This window comes from Verrucosispora sp. WMMD1129 (assembly GCF_029581255.1).
In the GTDB taxonomy this organism is placed as follows: Bacteria; Actinomycetota; Actinomycetes; order Mycobacteriales; family Micromonosporaceae; genus Micromonospora; species Micromonospora sediminimaris.
Genome location: NZ_CP120741.1, coordinates 5,729,682 through 5,748,420, shown reverse-complemented (window position 1 = coordinate 5,748,420; position 18,739 = coordinate 5,729,682). Strand labels below are relative to the sequence as shown.

General features: G+C 71.9%; 11 protein-coding genes and 2 CRISPR repeat arrays (1 of these 13 running past the window's edge). Of the genes, 1 reads left to right on the top strand and 10 read right to left on the bottom strand.

From position 1 onward, the window contains the following. Positions 1 to 1,851: direct repeats of the CRISPR family, unit length 28 nt; unit sequence CTGCTCCCCGCGCACGCGGGGGTGATCC; it reaches 5 nt to the left of the window's first position. Between the two features lie 154 nt (positions 1,852 to 2,005). After that, positions 2,006 to 5,542 (top strand): hypothetical protein, encoded by a 3,537-nt coding sequence (locus O7624_RS26755; protein ID WP_282237740.1) that lies wholly within the window; start codon positions 2,006 to 2,008, stop codon positions 5,540 to 5,542. On the opposite strand, the gene O7624_RS26750 is transcribed toward O7624_RS26755, so the two are convergent. The 10 genes from O7624_RS26750 to O7624_RS26705 all read right to left on the bottom strand — a co-directional run bounded on the left by O7624_RS26750 (position 5,539) and on the right by O7624_RS26705 (position 18,731). After that, entirely contained in the window at positions 5,539 to 5,835 is a 297-nt protein-coding gene (locus O7624_RS26750) for an NIPSNAP family protein (RefSeq protein ID WP_282237739.1), read from the bottom strand. The two genes, O7624_RS26755 and O7624_RS26750, sit on opposite strands and share 4 nt — an antisense overlap. A gap of 230 nt (positions 5,836 to 6,065) precedes the next feature. After that, positions 6,066 to 8,895: direct repeats of the CRISPR family, unit length 29 nt; unit sequence CTGCTCCCCGCGCACGCGGGGGTGATCCC. Positions 8,896 to 9,069: 174 nt separating this feature from the next. After that, positions 9,070 to 10,248: a histidine decarboxylase gene (locus O7624_RS26745; RefSeq protein WP_282237738.1), complete on the bottom strand. Its 1,179-nt coding sequence runs from the start codon at positions 10,246 to 10,248 to the stop codon at positions 9,070 to 9,072. 191 nt (positions 10,249 to 10,439) lie between these two features. Beyond that, complete coding sequence (locus O7624_RS26740) at positions 10,440 to 10,979, bottom strand: MarR family transcriptional regulator (protein ID WP_282237737.1); 540 nt, start codon at positions 10,977 to 10,979, stop codon at positions 10,440 to 10,442. 191 nt (positions 10,980 to 11,170) lie between these two features. Continuing rightward, a complete protein-coding gene (locus O7624_RS26735; RefSeq protein WP_282237736.1) occupies positions 11,171 to 12,250 on the bottom strand; it encodes a M23 family metallopeptidase in 1,080 nt (359 codons plus the stop codon). Then, entirely contained in the window at positions 12,243 to 12,767 is a 525-nt protein-coding gene (locus tag O7624_RS26730; RefSeq protein ID WP_282237735.1) for a hypothetical protein, read from the bottom strand. The genes O7624_RS26735 and O7624_RS26730 overlap by 8 nt, the downstream gene beginning before the upstream one ends. Positions 12,768 to 12,981: 214 nt before the next feature. Continuing rightward, positions 12,982 to 13,239, bottom strand: a complete 258-nt coding sequence (locus O7624_RS26725) for a hypothetical protein (protein WP_282237734.1) — start codon at positions 13,237 to 13,239, stop codon at positions 12,982 to 12,984. Next, entirely contained in the window at positions 13,236 to 13,841 is a 606-nt protein-coding gene (locus O7624_RS26720; protein WP_282237733.1) for a hypothetical protein, read from the bottom strand. The genes O7624_RS26725 and O7624_RS26720 overlap by 4 nt, the downstream gene beginning before the upstream one ends. Then, complete coding sequence (locus O7624_RS26715) at positions 13,841 to 15,691, bottom strand: TraM recognition domain-containing protein (RefSeq protein WP_282237732.1); 1,851 nt, start codon at positions 15,689 to 15,691, stop codon at positions 13,841 to 13,843. Before O7624_RS26715 ends, O7624_RS26720 begins: the two co-directional genes overlap by 1 nt. Beyond that, positions 15,691 to 17,244, bottom strand: coding sequence for a hypothetical protein (locus O7624_RS26710; protein ID WP_282237731.1), 1,554 nt, complete (start codon positions 17,242 to 17,244; stop codon positions 15,691 to 15,693). The genes O7624_RS26715 and O7624_RS26710 overlap by 1 nt, the downstream gene beginning before the upstream one ends. Then, a complete protein-coding gene (locus O7624_RS26705; protein WP_282237730.1) occupies positions 17,241 to 18,731 on the bottom strand; it encodes an SCO6880 family protein in 1,491 nt (496 codons plus the stop codon). Before O7624_RS26705 ends, O7624_RS26710 begins: the two co-directional genes overlap by 4 nt. Positions 18,732 to 18,739 lie beyond the last annotated feature (8 nt).

The following is an 18,739-nucleotide window of genomic DNA, read 5'->3' as shown; positions in this document are numbered from 1 at the left end:
CCCCGCGCACGCGGGGGTGATCCTCGTTGACCTGAGCTGCGGTGTCCGACGTGGGCTGCTCCCCGCGCACGCGGGGGTGATCCCGCCACCGCCGTCCCTGCCCGTGTCCACCGGCGCTGCTCCCCGCGCACGCGGGGGTGATCCCGCCGCGCCACCCCACGCCAGATGGCCGCCTACCTGCTCCCCGCGCACGCGGGGGTGATCCCGACTGTGATCACGTTTGTGGACGGCGGCCAGGCTGCTCCCCGCGCACGCGGGGGTGATCCCACGACGGTGGCGGCCTGGTCGCCGGTGAAGGACTGCTCCCCGCGCACGCGGGGGTGATCCGGCCCCGCACGACGACATCGCGGATGCCGCCGTCTGCTCCCCGCGCACGCGGGGGTGATCCCACGACGGTGGCGGCCTGGTCGCCGGTGAAGGACTGCTCCCCGCGCACGCGGGGGTGATCCGGCCCCGCACGACGACATCGCGGATGCCGCCGTCTGCTCCCCGCGCACGCGGGGGTGATCCCACGACGGTGGCGGCCTGGTCGCCGGTGAAGGACTGCTCCCCGCGCACGCGGGGGTGATCCGGCCCCGCACGACGACATCGCGGATGCCGCCGTCTGCTCCCCGCGCACGCGGGGGTGATCCGGCCCCGCACGACGACATCGCGGATGCCGCCGTCTGCTCCCCGCGCACGCGGGGGTGATCCCGTCTACATCCAGTGGAAAGGCACCGACGTGTGCTGCTCCCCGCGCACGCGGGGGTGATCCCCTTCATACGGCGGCTCCTTGCCACGCGGGAACCTGCTCCCCGCGCACGCGGGGGTGATCCCCTGCTCGTCCATTCGGAGACGGGCGAAATCTTCTGTTCCCCGCGCACGCGGGGGTGATCCCCACGTCCGGGCGGAGTACACGGACCGGACGCCCTGCTCCCCGCGCACGCGGGGGTGATCCCTACTAGGAGGCGGCGGTGGCGCGGTACAACTTCTGCTCCCCGCGCACGCGGGGGTGATCCGTCCACGCCGACGCTCAGCCCGTCGTACAGGCCCTGCTCCCCGCGCACGCGGGGGTGATCCCGGCTGTGCGCCGAACAGGGGGTGGGGCTGGCGCTGCTCCCCGCGCACGCGGGGGTGATCCCCTGCCAGCGGCCGGCGGCGCGGGGGTCCGCCCCTGCTCCCCGCGCACGCGGGGGTGATCCCACCGTCAGCGCATGCGCGCCCTGCAACCAGCGCTGCTCCCCGCGCACGCGGGGGTGATCCCCGAAGGTGCTCGGCCTCGACCTGAGCCTCACCCTGCTCCCCGCGCACGCGGGGGTGATCCCGCCACGCCGACGCTGACCGACATTCGTGCGGCCTGCTCCCCGCGCACGCGGGGGTGATCCCCAACCTGGGACGTCAACCCAGGTCTAGAGGGCCTGCTCCCCGCGCACGCGGGGGTGATCCCTTGATCGGGACATTCAGCGGGACACCCTCCAGCTGCTCCCCGCGCACGCGGGGGTGATCCCTGCATCTCGGCAGCTCCCTTCATGGTTGTGGCTGCTCCCCGCGCACGCGGGGGTGATCCCGACCCACCGCAGGTTGCCTGGCCGGGAGCAGTCTGCTCCCCGCGCACGCAGGGGTGATCCACAGCGGCGCCTGCGCGAAGTGTGGGGCCCCACCTGCTCCCCGCGCACGCGGGGGTGATCCCATCAACCCCGGCGGATTCCTGCGCGGGGTGCGCTGCTCCCCGCGCACGCGGGGGTGATCCCCGAACGCCGTCGCCTACTTCCGGCGGCACGGCTGCTCCCCGGGCACGCCGGGGGTAATCCACCCTAGACGGCGGAGTCCGGCGCGCGAACGCGCTGCTCCCCGCGCACGCGGACGTGATCCGGAGACGGTGAAGACGCGTGGCTGGGCCGGCAACTGCTCCCTGCGCCTACGGATCCCGCGTCGAGTACCGAGCCGCCGGCCTGTCACGGTCGGCGCTCGGTCGACTACCGTGAACGCTGGCGCGACACGTTCGTCCGTCCATGGGGGAGGAAGATTGCGGCACGGTCGGCGTTCGTCACTGACGCTGCAATTGTCGGTGCTTTTGCTCGCGGTGCTGCTTGAGGTAACGACGAGCCTGGCCACGGACGCGGCTGCCGGTTCTGGGTTGTTCGCCTGGGTCGAGGTGATCGCCGGGCCCGCGCTGATCGTGTTGTTGCTGGTGCTGGTCGGCGGTAATGCGCTGATTCTGTGGTGGGAGAACCCTCGTACCCCTAAGCCGACCTGGGATGGTGACCGTTCGCCCTATCCGGGACTGTCGGCGTTCACCGAGCAGGACGCGGCGGTGTTCTTCGGCCGCGACGACCTGGCCGCGGATCTGGTCCGCCGCATGCACCAGCTCACCGCAGACGCTGAGGCGCGTTTCGTCTGTGTCACCGGGGCTTCGGGGAGCGGGAAGTCGTCGCTGGTGCATGCCGGTGTGGTGCCTCGGCTGCGGGGGCAGCGGTGGCAGCTGCTCGGTTCGCTGGCCCCGGCGGGCGAGCCTGTTGCCCGGCTCGCGGGGCTGGCAGCGACGTTGTCCGGTGGGCAGCGTCCGGTCGCGCTGCGCGAGATGTGGTCGGAGGCTGACGCTTTCGCTAAGGCGGTACGGGCGTGGCGGGTGAAGGTCGGCAACCGGCACGGTCGGGTGCTGCTGATCCTCGACCAGTTGGAGGAGTTAATCACGCTGTCCGGTCCGGCCGAGCGGACCCTGTTCCTCGGCCAGGTTGCCACGGCGCTGGACGCGGACCGCCGGCTGTGGGTGGTGGCGACGCTGCGCATCGAGTTCCTGGCCGAGCTGCTCGCCGGTGAGTACGCGCGGCTGTTCGCCGCGCCGGTGGCGGTGGGCACCATGCGGCGCGGCGAGTTGGTGAGCGTTGTCGAGAAGCCGGCCCGGCTGGCGGGGATGAGTTTCGAGCCGGGGCTGGTCGACCGGATCGTCGAGGAGACCGGCACGCCGGACGCGTTGCCTCTGCTGGCGTACCTGTTGCAGGAGCTGTACCTGGCCGTTGGTGCCGGCAACGTGGTCACTCGGCAGCGGTACCAGGAGTCGGGCGGGGTGGCCGGGGCGCTGGCGCGGCAGGCGGACACCGTCCTGGCCGAGCTGCGTACCAGATACGACGTCGAGCTGATCCTGTCCACTTTGCTGCGTCTGGTGTCGATGGACGGTGGCGAACCGACCCGACGTCGAGTGCCGCTGACCGAGCTGTCAACGCAGCAGCGGCGGATCGTGGACGTCTTCACCGACGCCCGGCTGTTGACCTCAGCCGCTGACGGCGACCCGTACGTGCAGGTGGCGCATGAGGCGTTGTTCCGGCAGTGGGCGCCGCTGCGCCAGGAGGTCGAGACGCGGGCCGAGCAATTGAAACGGCGTACCGAGTTGGAGCGGTGGGCAGCGGACTGGCAGCGCTCCGGCCGCAGCCCCGACTATCTGCTGACCGGTGATCGGCTGACGCTGGCCGGGCAGTGGCTGGAGGCGATGCGCTCGGCCGGGCAGGACAGTCCCACCGCGGACGCCTTGGTCGACGCGTCGCGTCGCCGCGACACCGCTTTCCTGCGCCGTGTGTCGGAGTCGATCGGCCGCTACGCGCTGGCCAACGTCGACCGCTACCCGGAATTGGCCGTCCTGTTGACCACGGCCGCGTTGACGGAATGTCCCACCACTCCCGCCGCCGCGCAGGCGCTGATGTCCGCGTTGGCGTTCAGCCACGTCGAGGCAGTGCTGCCCGGACACACCGATGCGGTCCGGGGCGTGGCCTGGTCACCCGACGCAAGCCTGGTCGCCACCGCGTCCCGCGACGGCACGGCACGGCTGTGGGACGCCACCACCGGCACCGTCGCCGCCGTGCTTCGCGGCCACACCGACATGGTCGAGGCCATCACCTTCTCCCCCGACTCCGCCCACGTCGCCACCGCGTCAAGAGACGCCACGGTACGGATCTGGGAGGTGGCCAGCGGCACCCTGGTCACGGTCCTGGCGTGCGACGACTGCGTACGCGGGGTCGCGTTCTCTCCCGACGGCACCCTACTGGCCGCCACCAGCCGCGACGGTCTCGTCCACCTGTGGGACACCGCCACCTGGACCACCCACGCCACGCTGACCGGACACACCGGCGACGTGTGGGGCGTCCACTGGGCACCCGACTCGGCACGCCTGGTCACCGCCTCGCACGACCGTACGCTCATCGTCTGGGACGCCGCCACCGGCAGCCCGGCGGCGACGCTGCGCGGCCACCTCGAACTCGTCGAAGCCGTCGCCTACTCCCCGGACGGGCGGTGGATCGGCAGCGGATCCGCCGACCACACGGTACGGATCTGGGACGCGGCCACGGGCACGCAGCACAGCGTCATCGGTGGGCAACGCGACACCGTCTGGTCGGTGGCCTGGACGCCGGACAGCCAGCAGGTCGCCTTCGCCACCGGCGACGGCACCATCCGCGTGTGGGACACCGACCGGCTGCGGGAGGTCGCCGAGCTGCGCGGGCACGAGCACACGGCCTGGTGCGTCACCGTCAGCCCTGACGGCACCCGGGTGCTCAGCGGCTCGGCCGACGCCACCGCCCGCATCTGGGCACTGCGCCCACGCGGCGCCGAACAAGCCCTCCTTTCCGGGCACCGCGCCGCCCTCACCGGGCTGACCGTCGACGACCAGGGCCTCATCGTTACCGGCTCGGCGGACGGCACGGTCCGCCGCTGGCACCGGAACCGACGCCGGCAGGACACCATCCACCCGGCTTCCGCAGGGATAACCGCGATGGCCAGCCACGGAGACCGGCTAGCCGTGGCGGCGCAGGACGGCTCGCTGCGTCTACTCGACAGCTCCGGCGAGACCGTCTTACGCAACGACGGCGTCGAGATCGAGTCCCTGGCCTTCTCGCCCGACGGATCACGGCTCGCCGCGGGGGCGAAGGACAACACCATCCACCTCATCGACGTACGCACTGCTGCCGTTGTCGGCTTCCTGCGCGGCCACACCGACTGGATCGGCGCACTCGCCTGGTCACCCAGCGGCCGTTACCTCGCCTCCGGCTCCGACGACCGCACCATCCGCGTCTGGGACATCGAAAACCCCGCCGCCGGCCGACTGCTCGCCGGCCACCAGAACTACGTCGACGGCGTCGCATGGGCACCCGACGAACGCCACCTCGCCAGCTGCTCCGCCGACTGGACCATCCGCATCTGGTCACCCACTGAGCCGGACGCGCCGGCCCGCATCCTCACCGGCCACGACCGACGGGTACGCGCCGTCGCCTACTCCCCCGACGGCCGCTATCTCGCCTCGGGCGGCGACGACCGCACCGTACGCCGCTGGGACATCCAGACCGGCGACGGCCAGGTGATCGGCGTCCACCGCGACCCGGTCACCTGCCTCGCCTGGCTCGCCTGGCTCGCGGACGGGTCGCACGTGGTCACCGGCTCGGTCGACGCCACCGCCCGCATCTGGACCATCGACGTCGACCTGCCGACGCTGACCGACGCCGCGCGGGCCCGGGTGTTCCGGTCCCTCACCACGGACGAACGCCGCGCCCACCTGCTGCCCGTGACCGAAAGCTAGAGCACCTGCTCCACCGTGCGAACCTCCTCACCCACGAGGAACTCCGCCGGATCCACACCGAGCTGCTCGCGCTGCGGCGACGCCCAGTAGGCCGCGTTCGCGTCCTCAAACGACTGGTCACCGTCGTAAGAGATAACCCAGATATGGGCATCGCGCTCGCGGTCCACCCACGACCCGTGCACCTCGAAACCGAACTCACGCCGCAACGGCACGACCAAGGTCTGCCACGCCTGCACCCACTCGTCTAGCCGCCCCTGCCGCACGCTGTAGGTGCGGATCTGCACAGTCCTCACAGCAACTCCATCGTGTCCGGCAGCACATCCTGACGCCCAGCACCGCCCGCGGAGCCAGCTAGGCCATTCGCGCAGCGGTAATCCTCACGATGACACCCGCTACGCTGAACCCCAAACTTCCGCCGCACCACTCACCCGACCCGCTACCAACGGAAAGAAGCTAGACGATCTTGCGAGGCAAAGTAAACAAAAACGGAGTACTTGATCTCTAGCGCCGCAGGTCAGCAAGCCTGCTCCCCGCGCACGCGGGGGTGATCCGTTGCGGCGCGGATGGGACTGCGGACGGTGCCGCTGCTCCCCGCGCACGCGGGGGTGATCCCTTCAGGGCGGCGGCCCGCAGGTCGTTGAACGGCTGCTCCCCGCGCACGCGGGGGTGATCCCGGCGCGTACGTCTCATTGATCTTGCTGGTGCGCTGCTCCCCGCGCACGCGGGGGTGATCCCCCGCCCCGCACGTACTGAAGCCCGGCCAGGTGCTGCTCCCCGCGCACGCGGGGGTGATCCCCGTTCGCGTGGTCTGTCGATGGGCAAGTCTGGCTGCTCCCCGCGCACGCGGGGGTGATCCCGTGAACGTGAGTCGTGTGCGGGTTTGAGTCGGCTGCTCCCCGCGCACGCGGGGGTGATCCCTGGGTGGCGAGATCCTTCAGGCCCTGCTCGGCCCTGCTCCCCGCGCACGCGGGGGTGATCCCGGCGACGATCGCTCCGCACACGTAGAGGACACCTGCTCCCCGCGCACGCGGGGGTGATCCCCCGGGCGGCATCTACTCGCCCCGCAACCCGCGCTGCTCCCCGCGCACGCGGGGGTGATCCCGCACCCAGCCCGCACCGGACGAGGACAAAGAGCTGCTCCCCGCGCACGCGGGGGTGATCCCGAGTACATGTCCACGGGCCGCCGCGTCGAGCCCTGCTCCCCGCGCACGCGGGGGTGATCCCCCGCCGGGGCCGTCAGCGTCGCCTGGACCACCCTGCTCCCCGCGCACGCGGGGGTGATCCCTGCACCCGCTCGCCGGATCGGGGGACGTGGAGCTGCTCCCCGCGCACGCGGGGGTGATCCCCCATATCCGCCCCAGCCCGGCCAGCCTGCGGGCTGCTCCCCGCGCACGCGGGGGTGATCCCAGGACTTGACCAGCGAGGATGCCCGCGCCGACCTGCTCCCCGCGCACGCGGGGGTGATCCCTCGTGCCGCCACTGACGCCAGCCGGCGATGAACTGCTCCCCGCGCACGCGGGGGTGATCCCGTGATCACGCCCGCCGGTGGATGGCCGGCTACCTGCTCCCCGCGCACGCGGGGGTGATCCCACCTCGAACATGTCCACCTGGCCCGGGATGACCTGCTCCCCGCGCACGCGGGGGTGATCCCCGCTCCAGATGCTGCGCGATGGCCACGGAAACCTGCTCCCCGCGCACGCGGGGGTGATCCCGTAGGCGGCCCCCGGCCAGGCGACTGCACCGCCTGCTCCCCGCGCACGCGGGGGTGATCCCTGATCCGAACCGACCGCGCCCAGCTCCACCTCCTGCTCCCCGCGCACGCGGGGGTGATCCCCATCGGTGCCTCCTCAGCAGTAGGAGGGGGCCCTGCTCCCCGCGCACGCGGGGGTGATCCCGGCTCCAGCACGTGGCCAGGCCAATCGGTCATCTGCTCCCCGCGCACGCGGGGGTGATCCCCAGGTCCGCGCCCGCCTCCAGGCCGCCGGCTTCTGCTCCCCGCGCACGCGGGGGTGATCCCAGCCGCTCCGGCGACACGCTGTCGGAGCACGTCTGCTCCCCGCGCACGCGGGGGTGATCCCAGGTCCCCGTTACGGGTTCAATTCCCATCAGTCTGCTCCCCGCGCACGCGGGGGTGATCCCGGTGCCCGCAAGCCGCTCACCGACCTCCAGGACTGCTCCCCGCGCACGCGGGGGTGATCCCTCGGCCAGAGCGCGCGGCACGTCGACGGCGCCCTGCTCCCCGCGCACGCGGGGGTGATCCCGAGCTGTACGCGTGGGTCAAGGCGGGGATGCCCTGCTCCCCGCGCACGCGGGGGTGATCCCTGGGCCGGCGACGCCACCGCCGAATACGCCGTCTGCTCCCCGCGCACGCGGGGGTGATCCCCGGACCACCGGTAGAGGGTGTCGCTGTCCCACCTGCTCCCCGCGCACGCGGGGGTGATCCCGTGCCAGCGATGACCCGCAGATGCCCCTTGGCCTGCTCCCCGCGCACGCGGGGGTGATCCCGAACGCGGCTACCCCAGGCGCGAACAGGTGCCCTGCTCCCCGCGCACGCGGGGGTGATCCGCGCTTGCCGTGCCGGCCATCCGGCGCGGCCGGCTGCTCCCCGCGCACGCGGGGGTCATCCCACCTGGGCACGCCGCGACGTCCGGCGCGCCCTCTGCTCCCCGCGCACGCGGGGGTGATCCCGACCGCAAGGGCCGCACACTCAAGCTCCTCGGCTGCTCCCCGCGCACGTGGGGGTGATCCCTACGGCGGTACCCATCGACGGGACCGCTCTCCCTGCTCCCCGCGCACGCGGGGGTGATCCCGTCAGGTGTACCTCTCCGGTAGCGGCGGTGATCTGCTCCCCGCGTACGCGGGGGTGATCCCCGCACCCTCGCCCGCCGTGTGGCGCGGACGCACTGCTCCCCGCGCACCCCGGGGGTGATCCCCTCCGACGAAGGGGAAACTTCCATGACAGCGACTGCTCCCCCGCACGCGGGGGGTGATCCCCACACGCGTACCGTAGCCCCGCTCCGTGACGACTGCTCCCCGCGCACGCAGGGGTGATCCCGCGCAGGCCAACATCAAGGGCCGGATCTGCCTCTGCTCCCCGCACGCGGGGGTGATCCCCCTCTACCTCCCGGGTCACCACTCCAGCCCGACTGCTCCGCGCACGCGGGGGTGATCCGGGCCGGGGCCACCACGCCCCCTCCGGCGCCCCTGCTCCCGCGCACGCGGGAGTAATCCCGGCGGCTGAACAGCGCTACGCACAGCCACAGCTGCTCCCCGCGCACGCGAGAGTGATCCGCGGACCGCGTCGCCAGCGTGGCTGAAGCCACCTGCCCCCGCGCATGCAGGGTGGTCCGGGGCCGCAGGCCGCTATCCCGGCATGCACCCCCTCCTCCCCGCGCATGCGGGGGTGGTGGTCCCATGTCGGCGTACAGGATGAGTTGGGCATCGTGCTGCTTCCTGCGCACGCAGAGGATGTCAATACCGGCTAGCGCCTCAGACGGAGTGACCAGACCGGGCGACGCCCTTCCAAGTCACGTCATCGGCGCTCCCACGGCTGGCTGCTTGACACAGGCCGGGGTAGCCGCCCCGAGGGTCATCGCTGCCAGGGTCGCCGTGAGCTGATCAACCTGGCCGCGGGTTACACCCGGCATGCAGATGAAGTGGCTGAGTCCGGCCAGCGTCGGCATCGGCCATCGCGCCAGAATTGCCGGAGGCGGCCTACGCAGGACAACGGTCAGCGCGTGGGGATTGCGCCAGCTCGGCCAGCCAATGTCCAGCAGGCGTTGGTGGGCGTACTGCGCCACGTCGCGCCCGGACTCTGCGCGTACGCGCAGACCCGTACGACCAAGTTGTTGAAGGACCACCCACAGCATCAGAACGGCGAGCCCGTTGCGTGAGCCGGTGATGGTCGTGTCAGGGCTACCGGTATAGGCGACGGCTTTGCCGCGGTTGTCGTTGTCGTGGTGACGGGCGATGACGACGCTGCACGGCACAGGTGTTCCGAGGAACTTGTGGCCGCTGACGCAGATGCTGTCGGCTCCGTCGGTCAGGTCGAAGCCCGGCGGGTCCTCGCTGAGGGCCAGCGGTACGCCGGACAGGGCCGCGTCACTGTGGATGTGCCGGTCACGCACGCCGACGTCGGCCAGGAGGTCTTGGATGTAGGCGACGTCATCGACGGCTTCGGTCATGGTGGTGCCGATGGTGGCGACGACGATGATCGGTCGGCGGCGGTGTAGTTCGGCGTAGCGGGCAAGCTCGTCGTAGTCGACCTCCCCGTTCCGCTGGCTGCTGACGACGACGGTGGGCATGCCGAGCAGGTGCGCGGCTTTGGAGACGCTGTAGTGAGCCGCGGCGGAGTGAAAGACGACGCCATCGGGGTAGCGGCTGCGGGCACGGTACAACGCCCACAGGTTGCTTTCGCTGCCGCCGCTGCTCACGTATCCCATCCACGGTTGAGGGGCGCGGAACAGGTCGGCGAAGAATGCCAGCACCTCGCGTTCAAACGGTTTGCTGTGGTGGGGATGAGTGGGGTCGAGGCCGGGGTCACCGACGTTGTTGAGTAGGTGCCCGAGAAAGGGGCTGAGCGTGCGGTAGTCGAGGTCCACAGCGGCCGGGAAGCCGAGGTTGGTGTTGGCGCTGCCGCCGAGGTGGCGCAGCAGGGCACTGAGACGAGGGTCGTCATCGGGTCCGTTGAGCACGGTGCGAGCCATGCTGTCTCTCCTTCTCGGGGTGGAAGCTCCGTCCGGGGCGGCCAGCGAGTCGTCCGTTTGGGCGGTCGCGCGGCGAGCAGTGCTGCCGGCGACCGTCGCCGGTTGTCACGGCGGTACCGAGGTGCGACGGGCGACAAGAAGGACCGCGCCGACGTACAGCGCGTGCCCGCGGGCCATGCCGATCCGGCCGCTCATCGGCCTGCTCCCGGCTGGTTGGTGAGCGCCTTGTGGGCTCTGGATGTCGTCGCGAGTTGCCGCAGTGCCCGCGCGAGGCCGTCGCCGGAGGAGATGCCGGCGGTGGCGAGCAGGCGGGTCTGTTCGGCGTCGACGCGGCCCTGGATGCGGCGGGCCAGGTCGACCCCTTCGGGGGTGGGGCGGAGCACGACGCGGCGGCGATCGTGTTCGTGGAGGTTGCGGCGGACCAGGCCGCGGTCGACGAGAAGTCCGACCGTGTTGGTGAGGGTGGCTTTGGCGATGCCGATCTCAACGGCGGTGGTGCGGGTATCGATCACTCGGCGGGCGCAGATGAGCACCAGGACGTCGTAGGTGGTCCAGGTCATGCCCTCGTCGCGCAGGACGGTGTGTTCGAGGTGGGCACGGATGGTGTTGGCGGTGCGGAACAGCTGCGCCAGCGGCCCGGGTCGCGGCGGTGGTGGCGGTGGGCGGTTGGTGACCGGTGGGCGGTAGATGCCGGCGATCTGCCGTGGCCGCCGCTGCATGGCGGCGTTCATCGGACCCACCGTGGCCTGCGGATGGTGCGGCGGTTGCGGCGTTGCCGCAACCGTCCGACATTGGTCCGAGGCTGTGGTGCCGGCTCGGTGCGGTGCCGTCCGTGTCGGCGTGGCGTGTTCGTGTCGTGCGTGTTCACGTCTCTCCCCCCGTGAGAGTGATGCTGGTTATGCGCTGGTGTGCTGCGGTGACATCACCTGCCTTCCAGGGGCGCGCCTCGGGCGCTCATGAATGGCTGCGGGTCGACGGAGTTGGCGTTGTTCAGGTCGCACCGCGACCCGGTGCAAACACCCTCATGGGTTTGGAAGTGCAGGTGCGGGCCGGATGACCGACCGCTGCTGCCGACCTCGCCGATGGGCTGGCCCGCCTGCACCGTGTCCCCGTCGGCGACGGTGGGACGTCGGATGAGATGGCAGTAGCGGGTGCCGAATCCGCCCGGATGCACGAGGTCGACGTACCAGCCGCACCCGCGTGTGCGGGGGCTGCCGTCGATGTCGCAGTTGCCGGTGCTCGGGTCGCAGCCTGCCCACACGACGGTGCCGGCCGAGGCGGCACGAATGACGGTGTGGCGGGGTGCGGCCATGTCCACGCCCGCGTGCAGGCGTCCGCCCCGCGGCCCGTAGCCGCTGCCGACCGCCGCCTGTAACGGCACCGTCCACCCGGACGCGGCCACCCGAGCGGACTCCGGACAGCTGGTCAGGCTCGCCCCGGGCAGGTCACCGATCGTGGCGACGCCAGCGACCGCGGTGACGACCTGCTCGGCGTCGTGTTCGAACTCCCCATACCGGTCAGGGAAGGCAGACACCTGGACCCGCTGAGCGGCGACAGTCAACGGCAGCTGCTGCCAACCGTCGATCCGCTCCAACTTGTCGTAGAACCTTGTGGACGCGTACACCGGGTCGAGGATCTGCTCGGGAGTTCCCCAGCCCTGGCTGGGCCGCTGCTGAAACAATCCGAGGCTGTCGCGGTCACCGCCGGGCAGGTTCCGCAGGCTCGATTCGACCATCGCGGTGGCCACGGCGATAACCCAGCCGCGCGGCAGCATCTGCCGGTCGTGGCCCACCTCGACGATGATGGCGGCGTTGCCCACCTGCTCGGCGTTCCACCGCCCCACCGACCCGGATGTGGTGCCGGTGAGGGCCGAGGCGGGTGGGTTCGATGGCAGGCATGCGCCGTCGGCCGGGGCGGAGGTCACCACCACCGCGACCGGCAGTCCACACAGCAGCATTGCGGCGGCGACCGCCACGCCGAGCCCCACCCGGCTGCTACCCACGACCGGCCTCCCCGGGTTCGGGGGCGATCGTGGCGACCAGCCACCGGGTTCCTTCCCGCACCACGGCTACCCGCAGCGGCCCGGCATCAGTGGGCACATCGACGTCCACCCGGCCGTCGATTGCCGTGGCGACGCGGCCCGCACCGGTGACGCGGCGGGCCGGAACGTTGGCCGGGTCGACCGTGGCGAGCAGATCGGCGTACCCGGCGACGGCGAGCGGTTGCAAGTCCGCCAGCCACCGCTCGGCCGGCAGGTGCGGTCGTGCCCACGCCCGCACGAACCGCGTCGCGGCATCCAAGGTCGCCGGTTCCGGGCGCGCTGTCGCGGTGGATCCGACCCCGTCCGGATCGGCCGGCAGCCTCGACGCCTGCGCCGCTGGCCCACTGCTGCTGGTGGCCGCAGGCGGGGTCTGGCTGGGTGGCCCTCCCTGCGGCGGTGTCGCGGTGGTCGTGCCGCAGGCGGCCACCAGACCGGCCGCCGCCATTGTGACCGCCCGCAGGGCTATCCGCTGGTCCACGGCAGTTCCCGCGATAACGCCGGTGGCGTGGTGGCGGCCAGGGCGGTGTTGAGGTGCTGGCCCAGCAGCCGGAGTTGGTGGTGCACGTCGACCAGCTCGCCTCGGGCGTCGGTGCCGGGCCGGCGTGCGGCGGTGTCGATGAGAGAATCGATGTGGTGCCGGAGTCGCTCCAGGCTGTCGCCGACCCCGTGACAGGCGTCGACGGGGCGTGTTGTCACTCGTCGACGGCGCGGTGGTACCGGCCGTCGAGGTGTCCGTCGCTGGCCCAGTCGAGTTCGTTCTCTCGCCGCGCCATCTCGTCGATGTCCGTCCATTGCTGCCTCTCCCTTGCCTCGTCGCGCCAGTCGTTGCGGGTGTCGTGGATGCCGGCGATGAAGGCGTCGAGGCGGGTGATCCCCTCGCGCAGCCCGGTGATCGCCGTTTCGAATCGCTGCCAGTCCCATACGTTGGTGATCTCTGCCGGGTGGCTCATCGGCTGTCCCCTGTGGCCGGGGCCGGCCCGCTGGTGGCCGGCCGTGCGGTGATGTCGTCGCTGACCGCCCGGTCGGCGGCCTCGTGGGGGACGGAGTCCGCCCAGACGGTGTCCGGATTGGTCGGGGTGTGCTGGCCGTGGCGGCAGCGGGTGTGGTCCCACTGCTGCCACCGCTGCTGGGCGCGGTGCAGCGCCTCGTGCCAGCGCAGCGGAGCGTCCGGGTCGGCCTTGCGGGAGTAGGCGTGGTGCCAGGCCACACAGAGCGCGGTCAGCTCCTCCACCAGCGCCGGGTGGGCCGGCCAGCACGGGCCGAGGTCCTGGGCCAGGCCGTACCGGTCGACCAACCACCGCGTCCAGTCGGTCAGCCACGCCCACAACTCGGTGGCGGCATCGCGGTCAAGCTCCCGCCAGCAGTGCCGTGCCGGTATCCAGCCAGCCGGGTTGTCCAGGGCGTCGACGCGGTCGACCAGCGCGACGTGCGCTTCCGCGAGGTGCTCCACCGATCCGCGCAGGGAGTCGATGAGTTCGGCCAACTCGACGGTGGCCCGCTGCTGCGCGGACGCGTCCTCGGGCAGGTCGAACGTGAATGTTCGCTGCGACATCAGCAAGCCCCTTCGAGGCGGGCGGTGAACGCGGCCTGCGCAGTGTGGAAGCGGTCGGCGTCCGGACGCTGCCACCAGGCCGGCTGCACGACCTCGACCGGCGGCATGTTGCCCAGCAGCACCAGCGCGTGCCCGGTGGGCAGCGTGCGCAGTTCGGCCAGGTCGATCAGGTTCTCCCGCCGGGTGTTCTCCTGCACGCTGGCCCGGCCCCCGCCCCAGCTCGCCGCCGAGGTCAGCTCCTGCACCTGCCCCAGCAGCGACTGGGCGTCCTTGAGAGCGTTGACGTCGTGGGTGCCGCCCATGACGAACCGGGCGTTCGCGCCGTCGCGCAGCGCCTGGCCACCGTCGCGGCCCCACCGCTCCTCCAGCTGGTGGGTGTTCTGGCAGGCGATCGACACCGCGATCCCGGAACCGCCGCCTTCGGAGGCCAACGCGGGCAGCGACGGCAGCGGCGCGATGTTGGTGATCTCGTCACCGATCAGGTACAGGCACGGTTCGACCCGGCCGCCGGGCGCGGTGAACGACGCTTGCAGGGTGCGGTAGATGATGTCCTCGGCGATGGCCGCGAACAGCGGCGCGATCAGCGACTGCCCGCTGCGGGTGCCGACGAGGTAGAGGGTGCCGGACTCGGCCAGCCACTGCTCCGGCTGGAACTGCTGCCCGCGCGGTGGGGAGCAGGCGTGCAGGATCCGCGGGTTGCTGAACGGGTCCAGCGCGCCGAACACCACCGACTGGATGGCGTCGCGGCTGCGGCCGGTGGATTCGCGGTGAAAGGCCAGCCGGTCGGCCCACACGGTCTGCCCGTGGTGGCGCAGGATCCGCTCCGCCCGCGGGTCGACGGGGTTGGCTGCCCAGCTCGCGACGTCGATCATCGTCGCCCGCTCGTCCAGGGCGGCGGCGTGCAGCAGCCCGCGGATGATCGACGCCGCCTGGTCCTGGAAATACTGCCCGTTCTCGACGTTGCCCTTCAGACCAGCGCCGGCGGCGAACCCTTTGGCCCGCAAGGCGGCGACGTCCGGGTCGTCGGCACCCTCGATCGGTGACCACCGCAGACGTGGCACCCCGCGCACCTGCCCCTGCGGCTCGAAGATCCACGTCGGGCCGATCTGCGCGCGCAGGTCGTAGGTGACGGCGGCAACATCCAGCCGGGTCGAGGTGGAGATCACCGCCCCACGGGCGTCCGCGACACGCGGGATGATGTAGCGGGAGGTCTTGTTGGCGAACCGGGCCGCCCCAGCGAGCAGTTCGGTGTACTCGTTGGCCAGGTACAGCGGCTCGCCGGTGAGCGCGTGCCGGCCGAGGAACCGGCCCACCTCCAGCGGATCCGTCCGACGACGCTGCTTGACCGCCACCGTCTGCGGGCTGTCGGCCTCACGGATGCTTAGGCCCGGCCGCAGCACATCGACCCGCCGCAGCACCGCCGCAGCGGTCACCACCTGCTCCAGGTCCCGGCGGCCGGCGAACCCCCGGCGCCGGACCCGACGCCGCGCGAACCGCAACACAGGAACACCGACGCCGGCGACGACGCCGCACAGCAGGATCAGCCACAGCCCGTACAGCACCGGCGTCGGCGGCAGGACGTCGCGGGCGGCTGGCGGCCACGCCGCCGCCGGATCCCCCAGGTCGGCCACCACACGCAGGGCGATGCGCGGAGCGTCGGCGGGACTGCTGTCGGGCCAACGCCGGTGGACGATGAATCCACCGAGCTGCCCGGCCAGCCACAGCGTGCCCGTGCACACCACCATCAGCAGCCCGGTCAGGCCCAGCAGAGTCAGCCGGGCGGTGATGTCGGCGCGTGCCATCCCGCGGCGGGGCAGTCGATGCCCCGGGGACATGATCGACCGGGCCATCACCGCACCTCCCCTGTGGCGGCCGGCTCGACGGCCGACGCTTTTTGGTCGGTGGCGGTGGGTGTGTGGTGCATCCGGCTGTCGGTGTCCACCAACTCCCGCTCTACCGCCGAGATCTGGTGTTTGACCACGTAGGACCGCAGTCCGATTTTCCACAGCCCGATACCGCGTCGAAGGTGCGCCAGCAGGTCGGTCTCGACATCGGTGGTGCCCAGAAACTCGCGGGCCGCCTCCAGCGAGCCGACGGCCTGCCGGTACGACACCCGCACGCCGGTGTCCTCGATCAGCCCTCGGGCGATGCGGACCTGCTCGGAGTCGGCGCTGCCGCTGGCGGCAAGGTCACTGAACCGGTGGAACGCCAGGATGTTCGCCGTGCCGAGGGCGCGGGCGAGTTTCAGCTGCTCCCGCATCCGGCGGATCAGGCCCAGATGCCGGGCGATCAACGCGAACTCGTCGTACAGGCACACCCGCGGCGGGGCGTCTGGGCGGGTCAGCTCCGCCTCCAGCCACGACTGGGCGCAGGTCATCGCCATCGCCGTCATCGCGTCCGACGCCCGGACCGCCCTCAGGTCGAGGATCGCGCCCGGCTGGTCGAAGTCCACCGACAGACCCGCAGCATCCGGCGCGTCGAAGATCCCACCGAGCACCCCGGTAATCAGCCGTTCCCACGCCAGCCGCACCCGCCGGCTGTCCACCACGAACTGCGCCACCGGGTAATGCACCCCGACCAACCGATGCGCCCACCGATCCGGGTCGCCCATCGCGGCCAGGACCCGCGACAGGTTCGGCACCGCCATCCGCTCGGGGCTGGTGCCGTCGTCGCTGCGGGTCACCGCGTCGAGGGCGTACTCGACCAGCGAGCGTTCCGCCTCGCTCAGCGGCCCGCCGAGCTGTATCTCCAGCAGCCCCTCCACCAGCAACAACCGGCGGGTCCGCTGCACCTGCAACCACTGCGCCTCACTCTGCCCCGGCAGGCGACGGATCCCGGCCAGCGGATTCATCACCACCCCGCCGCCGGGACCGACCCGCACCGGACGGATGCCGGTGGCGGCGGCCAGGCCGTCGTACTCGCCCTTGACGTCGGTGATGTAGTAGCGCGTGCCGAACACCACACCCCGAAACGCGATGGTCTTCAGCAGCGACGACTTCCCGCTGCCGATCTCCCCGGTGACCACGGCGTTGGGTGCGCTGAGCACCCCCGCCCGGTACAGCTCATGGACCGAGAAGACGAACCCGGACCGCGAGTACACCTCCTGCCCGATCAGCGGCCCATCGACACCCAACCCCGGGTCGGCGACGAACGGGTACACCGAGCACAACTGCGCGCTCGTGGTCACCAGCGGCGGCAACGCCTGCCGCCAGTACACCCGCCCCGCAGCCTGGCCGAACGCGCCCCGCCGATCAGCGGCGGGTGGGCCGAGCAGCCGATCCGACAACCGCGCCAGCTGCCGCCGCTCACGTCCCAGCGCGGCCTGCGCCGCCGCGACATCCCGCCGCGCGGATGCGTCGGCCAGGCGCAGCGACCACGCCCCTTCCCTACGCACCCCGCTCACGCGAACCACCCCCGCAACGGTTTGAGCCCGCGCGCCAGCGGCAACGCCCCCGCCACGAAGCCCTGGTCCTGCTCGCCGTAGAGCACAACCGCCTGGCAGCCGGTACGGGCCAGCACCCGCCGGATCGTCCGCACGTCGTGCCGCAGCTGCTCGACGTCGGGGGCGGTGACGGTCACGAGGATCGCGTACCGGTAACGGACATGCCCGGCGGCCTGCTCCCGGTCGATCTGCTCGACCGCGCGGGCCTCCTCGTCCTCACGGGCCGTGCGCACCAGCCGCATCCGCTGCTTGGTCAGCGCGTCACCGGCACGGGCAACCTTGTCCCGACGCGTCGCCAGCGCGGCGAGCTGCGCCGGCACCGGCTCCGCCACCAGGCTCACGGTGCGGCGGCCGACCGTGCGGGTGAACAGCGCCGTCATCCACGTCGCCGGCACCGGCTGGCGCGGCATGTCATACACCCACAGCGTCTGCGAGACCCCGGAATCGTGCCGGTAGGTCGACCAGCCCACCGTCTCGGCGGCCACCGGACCCGCCGTAAAGGGGGCGACGACCGGCTCCGGCCCGGCCCGCATGTCGACGAACGGCTGATCCTGCGGATCGAACTGGGTCCGCAGCACCGACGTGTACACCCGCGGGCTCAACCAGCCGGTCGTGCCGATGCCAGCCTCCCGCACCGCCGCCTCGATCCCGACAAGCTTGTCCAGCACCACCGTGGCGACAGCGGCGTCGCTGCCCCCGGCGTCGCTGATCTCCCCCGACAGCCTGCGCAAATCGAACACCGCCACCAGGTAGACCTCGTGCCGCTGCGTGGACGGCGCCGCCGCGGCGGTCAACTCCGCCAACGACCGATAGGCGGCCGTGTCGGTGGCCACCGCCCGCTGGGTCAGGTACCGCTGCGCCGACGTGGCGGTCTCCGGCACCGCCCGCGCCATCAGCGACCAGCGGACCAAGCCGGCGTCGGCGTACTCGGTGCCGAGCAGGTTGAGCACATCCGCCCACCCAGTGAGCCGCTGCTGCTGCACCGACGTGTCCGCCAACACCAGGTTGCTGCCCGCACACGACAAGGCCGCAGTCACCGTCCGTTCGCGCCGGTGGTGCAGCAACCCGATCTCGGTCAACCCGTCAGCGGCGACGGCAGGCAGCCACCGGTAGCCGGCCGCGGGACCCGGCACATGCAGGTGAGGCACCGGCCCGTCGGCGAACGGGCCACCCCGGAAGCGGTCCTGCCGGGCAGTCCGCTGCACCGCCGCGCCGACGGCGATCGGTACCCACTCGGTGAGCCGCCGCCCCCGCAACCGCAACAGCCCAACCGTGACCAGCAAGATCGCCGACAGCAGCATCCCGACAGCAACTCCCGGACGGCCGGCGGCGTACAGGTTCGCCGCCACGACGAGACTGATCACCCCGGCGACGACCGTGCCGATCTGCCCCCAGCTGAACCCGAGTACCGAGCCGCGCGTCGAGCGCGGCGGAAACTGAAACTGCATCCCCCGTG